General features: G+C 66.6%; 9 protein-coding genes. 6 read left to right on the top strand and 3 right to left on the bottom strand.

The genetic code is table 11. The features are described 5' to 3' along the window. A partial coding sequence (locus tag ACIQ42_RS14960) for a hypothetical protein (protein WP_397423054.1) occupies window positions 1–236 on the top strand: 236 nt, incomplete at its 5' end. Further along, window positions 236–721 (top strand): hypothetical protein, encoded by a 486-nt coding sequence (locus tag ACIQ42_RS14955; RefSeq protein WP_397423053.1) that lies wholly within the window; start codon window positions 236–238, stop codon window positions 719–721. The genes ACIQ42_RS14960 and ACIQ42_RS14955, both read left to right, overlap by 1 nt. A 7-nt stretch (window positions 722–728) precedes the next feature. Here the strand turns inward: ACIQ42_RS14955 and ACIQ42_RS14950 are convergent, their stop codons facing one another. Beyond that, window positions 729–1,643 (bottom strand): alpha/beta hydrolase family esterase, encoded by a 915-nt coding sequence (locus ACIQ42_RS14950; RefSeq protein ID WP_397423052.1) that lies wholly within the window; start codon window positions 1,641–1,643, stop codon window positions 729–731. Window positions 1,644–1,654: 11 nt separating this feature from the next. Then, window positions 1,655–2,362 (bottom strand): hypothetical protein, encoded by a 708-nt coding sequence (locus tag ACIQ42_RS14945; RefSeq protein WP_397423051.1) that lies wholly within the window; start codon window positions 2,360–2,362, stop codon window positions 1,655–1,657. A 76-nt stretch (window positions 2,363–2,438) separates the two neighbouring features. Here ACIQ42_RS14945 and ACIQ42_RS14940 point away from each other — a divergent pair, with 76 nt between their 5' ends. From ACIQ42_RS14940 to ACIQ42_RS14925, 4 genes are read left to right on the top strand one after another with little or no spacing between them, the layout of a single operon-like run. Then, complete coding sequence (locus ACIQ42_RS14940; protein ID WP_397423050.1) at window positions 2,439–3,728, top strand: hypothetical protein; 1,290 nt, start codon at window positions 2,439–2,441, stop codon at window positions 3,726–3,728. Between the two features lie 38 nt (window positions 3,729–3,766). Further along, the gene (locus ACIQ42_RS14935; RefSeq protein WP_397423049.1) at window positions 3,767–4,564 is read left to right on the top strand and encodes a TIGR00730 family Rossman fold protein; all 798 of its coding nucleotides are present in this window, start codon (window positions 3,767–3,769) and stop codon (window positions 4,562–4,564) included. A 28-nt stretch (window positions 4,565–4,592) separates the two neighbouring features. Further along, on the top strand, window positions 4,593–5,192 hold the full coding sequence (locus ACIQ42_RS14930) for a nitroreductase family protein (protein ID WP_397423048.1): 600 nt from the start codon (window positions 4,593–4,595) through the stop codon (window positions 5,190–5,192). A gap of 49 nt (window positions 5,193–5,241) precedes the next feature. Then, complete coding sequence (locus tag ACIQ42_RS14925; protein ID WP_397423047.1) at window positions 5,242–5,775, top strand: Pycsar system effector family protein; 534 nt, start codon at window positions 5,242–5,244, stop codon at window positions 5,773–5,775. Here ACIQ42_RS14925 and ACIQ42_RS14920 read toward each other — a convergent pair. Further along, window positions 5,772–5,943, bottom strand: a 172-nt coding sequence (locus ACIQ42_RS14920; protein ID WP_397423055.1) for a cupin domain-containing protein, incomplete at its 5' end; no start/stop codon positions are given. The two genes, ACIQ42_RS14925 and ACIQ42_RS14920, sit on opposite strands and share 4 nt — an antisense overlap.

Below are 5,943 nucleotides of genomic sequence, written 5' to 3'. Positions count from 1 at the left end.
CCGTTGCGGACGGCATCGAGGCCAAGGTCTCGCCCTTGGGCAAGTATGTCATGCTCTATGATCTCAAGAACGATCTCGGCGAAAAGACCAACCTCGCAACCGCTCGCCCCGAAGTGGTGGCGCGTCTGCAGGCGAAGCTGGAAGCCTGGGACAAGCTGAATGTCGCTCCCCAGTGGACCAGCATGCGGCAGGGCGTCTTCCGGCACGAAGGCCAGGCGCTGAAGGCCTATCCCTGATGATGCGCCGTCGTGACACCCTGATCGGCGCCGGCGCGATGCTGGCGGCCGCCGCTCCGGCGCTGGGGCAATCGGTGAAGCCGCCGCCCGTGAAGCCACAGCATGCCCGCTTCGCCGCCGAGATCGCGGCGGCGCAGGACCGCCTGGACGCCTTTCTCCTGGCCTTCAACGCCCGCGATATCGCCGCCTATGAAGCTACGTTCAACTTCCCGCATGTTCGCTTCGCCTCGAACACGGTGACGATCATCAATCCGGGTTACCACAAGCCCGGGATGTTCGAGAGCGGGTCGCTGGCCGATTGGCATCACTCGGCGTGGGACCGCCGCGATGTGATCCACGCCGGAGCCGACAAGGTGCACATCGACACCCGTTTCACCCGCTATCGCAAGGACGGCAGCGTGCTGGGCGGCTTTGACTCCATCTACATCGTCACCCGCCTCAACGGCCGATGGGGCATTCAGGGACGCTCCAGCTTCGCACCGTAGAGACCGTTCAGCGCCGGTGATGGCGGGACAGAAACGCCCACATCACCTCGTTGTCCGCGACCCACACATGGCCACCGCCTTCGGTCATGCGAGCAACGACCTCTGCATTGGCGCGGCATCCGGAGTAACTCTGCTCGGTAAGGTTCGCGGCGATCCTTCGGGTCCGGGGCGCAGCGGCGCACCCGTTGAGTACGGCCCACCGGTTGAGGGCTTCACGCATCGTGTACTGCCAATACGACGCCCCGCCGCCTTCAACGGGATTGGTGGTGTCCTTGTCGCCTGCAAACGTGATCACCGGCACCGGCCGGGAGGGGCGGCATGTGGCGGGATCGGGCTTGCTGGTCTGACCCCGCATGGGATTGCCGGCCCTCAGTCCGACGACCGGCGCAATCGCTGCGAAACGGTCGGCGGCGACGCAAGCCAGCCAGGACGACATCCGGCCTCCGCCCGATATGCCGGTGGCATAGACTCTTGAGGGGTCAACGCAGGCCTGGGCGATCAGCTTGTCGACAGCCGCGGCAATGAAGGCCACATCATCCGGGTCCGACGCGGTGGGAACCTTGCCGGTCACGGTCGGGACGCCCGGGATGTTCCAGGCGTAACCTCCATTGGCGGGAATGGCGCCGTCGGGCGCTGCGATGATGAAGCCATGGCGGTCCGAGGTCGCCTCAAGGCCCGACCTGGCCAGAAAGCCTGCGCCCGTTCCATTGCTTCCATGCAGGACGAAAAGCAGCGGATGCCGCTTTGTGGAATCGAAGCCCGCCGGCAGTCGGATCAGCATGGTGCGGTCCCCGATCGCGATCTGCCGCGCCCCGCTCGCCGAGACGTCTCCGCATTCAGCGTAAGCCGCCGTCCTGAAAAACAGCGCTGCGGCGCACGCGGCAAGCGCCCAGACCCATCGGTTGGGAGCCAGGGTGAGCATGGGCGATCTACCTATATCGGAACGAACAGGGTGCTGGCCGCCCAGCTATCCCTCGTCAACGCCTGGCGCTTCGCGAAGGCCGCCATGGCGGCCGTGGAGGGGTCGCGGGAAGCTTCCCACACGCCGTGACTGCCGTAGCGGGTGATCAGCAACAGGCGGGTGACGCCACTCTGGCGGTCATTGGCTGACCGTTCGGCTGTGAACAGACCGAAGATCTTCGTATCGAAGCGCACCTCGAAATCACGCCAGCCCTCGACCGATAGCGCCAAAAACTCCGGCACGCTCCGGGATTCCACAACAAACCAGCGGTGGACATAGATGCCGCCCGGCTGCGGTCGATCCGTCGGGCCCGGCCGCTCGGTAGGTTTGAGTTCTGCCCGTTGGCCGCTGCGCACGGTCTTGTCGCGCATCAGGGAGACGAGCTCCCGGTCCCGGGTTTTCGCGTCACCGGCCCATCGGACCAGCAACGCCGCCTGGCGTCCCACCCAGCCCAGTTGCGGCGTGAAGTAGCCCACGACTTCGCCACCAGCCGCGGCCAGGCTGGCGGTGCGGGTGCGCACGTGATCGGCATAGGCGCGGGCTGGCGTTGTCCCCGGGGCCGCGTCGTCGAGATCGACGAAGAGATAGTCGTACATCGCCGGCTCCGCCGCTTGCGACAGGGTGGGGGTCAGGGCCAGCGCGGCAGCCCCCAGCAGCCCGCGCCTCGGGATCGTTTCCATCGCCGGACCTTCCCCGGGGACGGCGGGTGCGTCAACCCGTCTCGCGTGCGCCCCTGGCTTGGGTTAACCTGAGCATATGGAACCTGACCTGCCACTCTCCGCATCCCGTCGCGCCGTTCTGGGCGCCAGCGCGTCCTTGCTGGCCGCGAGCCCCGCCGCAGCCAGAGCCCTGCCCGACGAAGCCGAGGCCCAGAGGATCCTGGAGCGTTACCAGAGCTTTGGGGACAAGGCGTCGGGCGGCCCAGGCGACACGGCCAGTGGTGATTGGCTGGAGGGCGAGCTGAGGGCGATGGGCTACGCGTGCCAGCGCCAGACCTATGACATGCCGGCCTATGAGGGAGAGGCCGTGCTGACCTGCGGCGCGGCAAGGGCGGAACTGATCCCTCAGGCGATTGTCGTGCCGACATCAGGTGAAGGCGTCAGCGGCCCGCTCTATGTGGCGTCTGGCAAGGGCGGCCCGGGCATCGCGCTGGTGGTGCTGCCCCACGCGCGGTGGTCAACCGCCGTAGGCGTCGTCGCACAGCGTGTGGCTGCCGCGTTTGACGCCGGCGCGACGGCGGTGGTGATCGTGACGACTGGGCCGACCGGCGAGGCCCTGGCGCTGAACGCGCCGCCGGACAAGTCCCTGTTCAAGGGGCCCGTGGCCGTCATGGCGCCGAAGGATGCCGGGCCTTTCCTGCTGGCCGCCGCGAAGGGCGAGACGGCGACCTTCCGAATGTCAGGCCGTTCGTTCCGACGGCCCGCCTTCAATGTCACCGCCACCCTGAAGACCGGCGCGGCAAAGACCCTGGTGATATCGACGCCCCGGTCCGGATGGTTTGCCTGTGCAGGCGAGCGCGGCTCCGGCATGGCCGCCTGGCTCTTGCTGGTCCGTTGGGCGGCGCAGGCGCGACTTCCCGTCGACATCGCCCTGATCTCCACCAGCGGCCATGAGTATGAGAACGCCGGCGGCGAACACTTCATCCAGGAACTTGCCCCCAAACCTGACAAGACCGCGCTCTGGGTCCATCTGGGCGCCAATGTCGCCGCCCGCGACTGGCATGAGCGTGGCGCCGCCCTTTCGCCGCTGCCGAGCGCAGACCCCCAACGCTTCATGCTGGCGAGCCCCTCGATCCTGTCGTCGGCGCGCGCCGCCTTTGCAGGTCTGCCGGGCCTGGAGCAGCCCTACGCCGCTGATCCGGCTCTCGCGGCAGGCGAGCTCGGTAACATTCTGCGCGCCGGGTACACGCCCGCTATCGGCATCTTTGGTGGCCACCGTTTCCACCATGCGCGCAACGATGATCTGCGCTGCGTTTCGGCCGCACTGATTCCCCCGGTCGCGGGAGCCTTTGCACGGGTGATCTCCGAGGCGCTCGCGAAGAGTTAACGCCCGTTGTCCCAGAATGTCCCGGACAGGATGACGCCATGACCGACCCCCACGAAAGCCCGCAGTTCACCTCGCCGACCTACCGGCTGGCCTCGATGGATCAGGATTTCATCATGAGCCCCTCCATGCGCGGGGTGCGGTTCATGATGGAGTTCGTCAAGGCCGATGAGGGCCTGCGCGACTGGGGTGTCCGCTCGACCATCGTCGTGTTCGGCAGCGCGCGCATCCGCGAGGACGGACCGGAACCGCAACCGCGCTGGTATGCCGCCGCCCGTGAGTTCGGTGCGATCGCCTCAAAGCGTGGCGGGGCTTATCTGTCCGCCCGCAAGGAACGCCACAATGTCATTTGTACCGGCGGGGGGCCCGGCATCATGGAGGCGGCCAACCGCGGCGCGGTGGACGTAGGCGCACCCTCGATCGGCCTCAACATCACCCTGCCGCATGAACAGGAGCCCAACGCCTGGTCGACCCCGGAGCTCACCTTCCGGTTCCACTACTTCGCCATCCGCAAGATGCACCTGGCCATGCGGGCCAATGCGCTCGTCGTGTTCCCGGGCGGCTTTGGCACCCTTGACGAGCTGTTCGAGGTGCTGACCCTGCGCCAGACCGACAAGTCGCCCCCGATCCCGATCGTCCTGTTCGACGAGGGCTACTGGCGCAGCGTGATCAACTTCGAAGCGCTGATCGCTGCGGGCATGGTTGCGGCGAGCGACATGGACCTGTTCAAATTTGCGGAAACTGCTGAAGACGTCTGGGCCTGTCTCGCCGCTGATGGTTTGCGGACCCACGAGACCCTGGATGACGCGCCGCCGGCCGACCCCATGGGACTGGCCTGATCAACCCCTCACGGACACGCACCTGCCCATGCCGACATCCGCCAATGGCCGCACCGCCGAGTATGACATCGATCCCCTGTTCCTGGAGCGGTGGTCGCCACGGGCCTTTACCGGGGAGGCGATGCCCGGCGAGGAGCTGATGACCCTGTTCGACGCTGCGCGATGGGCGCCGTCCGCGTTCAACGGCCAGCCCTGGCGATTTGTCTACGCCCACCGCGAGACCGGGGCCTGGGCCGGATTGTTCGACCTGTTGATCCCCTTCAATCAGATGTGGGCGAAGAACGCCGCGGTCCTGGTGTTCCTGGTGTCCGACCGTTTTCGCCGCGTCGAGGGCCAGCCGCCGGCGCCGGTTTATAGCCACAGCCTCGACGCTGGCGCGGCCTGGGGCGGACTGGCGCTGCAGGCCAGCCGCAGCGGCTGGGCCACCCACGGCATGGTGGGTTTTGACATTCCGCGATCCTATGAGGTGCTGGGCGTCGATGAGGCCGAGTTCCGGGTGGAAGCCGCCATCGCCATCGGTCGGCGCGGCGACGTGAGCCTCCTGGATGAGCCGTTCCAGGCCCGTGAGGTTCCCAGTCTGCGGAACCCCGTGTCGAGCATCGCTTTCGAGGGCCGTTTCAAGCTCTAGCCCTGTCCCACCGGGACCGTCACATTAGCTTCAGGATTCGGGGGTCTGCATGACGGACAATGGGCCGGAGACACCAAAGAAGTACGCCTCCGAGGGGGTCTATCTGCTGCGCACTGCGCAACAGATCCAGTACCAGCTCAGCCAGATGGCCGACCAGAAAGCCAGCATGCTGCTGGGCGCCACCTTCGTGATCTTCACGATCACCGTCAGCCAGATCCAGAATGTGGCCCAGCCGGCGCCATTACTGATCCTGGGGGCGGCCGCCTTTGTTTCGGCATTTCTGGCCGTGATTGCTGTGCTGCCGTCCACCCGGGCGCCGCCGCGCGCGGACGGTCCCGCCAACGTGCTTTTTTTCGGGTCCTTCACCCAGGTTCCCGAGGCGGAGTATGTCGACATGCTGCTGGAAGTGGTCTCGGACAGCCGCACGGTCTACGAGGCCTTCGCCCACGACATCTACCAGAACGGACAGGTTCTCGCGAAGAAGAAGTACCGCTTCCTGGCCTATGCCTACCGCATCCTGCTGGCAGGTCTGGTGCTGAGCTTTCTGGCGTTTGTCGCGCCCTATGTCGGGGTGAAATTCTAGGGTTCCCAGCCCTCGGGCGCCAGTTCGAAACCTTCGAAGCGAAAGCCCGGCGTCACGACGCAGGCCACCAGCGTCCAGCCGTCGTCGGCCTCGGCGGACTGCCACTCCCCGGTTCGCACCAGGTGCTGGGGCGTCTCACCAAGACCGGGGCCGAGGCGCGTCTCGACC

Source organism: Phenylobacterium sp. (assembly GCF_044372605.1).
GTDB lineage: Bacteria > Pseudomonadota > Alphaproteobacteria > Caulobacterales > Caulobacteraceae > Phenylobacterium.
This window is presented reverse-complemented; position numbering and strand designations above follow the sequence as displayed.

Coding starts and splice junctions, on each gene's coding strand:
- ACIQ42_RS14955 (WP_397423053.1), top strand. CDS start 236: ATGATGCGCCGTCGTGACACCCTGATCGGCGCCGGCGCGATGCTGGCG.
- ACIQ42_RS14950 (WP_397423052.1), bottom strand. CDS start 1,643: ATGCTCACCCTGGCTCCCAACCGATGGGTCTGGGCGCTTGCCGCGTGC.
- ACIQ42_RS14945 (WP_397423051.1), bottom strand. CDS start 2,362: ATGGAAACGATCCCGAGGCGCGGGCTGCTGGGGGCTGCCGCGCTGGCC.
- ACIQ42_RS14940 (WP_397423050.1), top strand. CDS start 2,439: ATGGAACCTGACCTGCCACTCTCCGCATCCCGTCGCGCCGTTCTGGGC.
- ACIQ42_RS14935 (WP_397423049.1), top strand. CDS start 3,767: ATGACCGACCCCCACGAAAGCCCGCAGTTCACCTCGCCGACCTACCGG.
- ACIQ42_RS14930 (WP_397423048.1), top strand. CDS start 4,593: ATGCCGACATCCGCCAATGGCCGCACCGCCGAGTATGACATCGATCCC.
- ACIQ42_RS14925 (WP_397423047.1), top strand. CDS start 5,242: ATGACGGACAATGGGCCGGAGACACCAAAGAAGTACGCCTCCGAGGGG.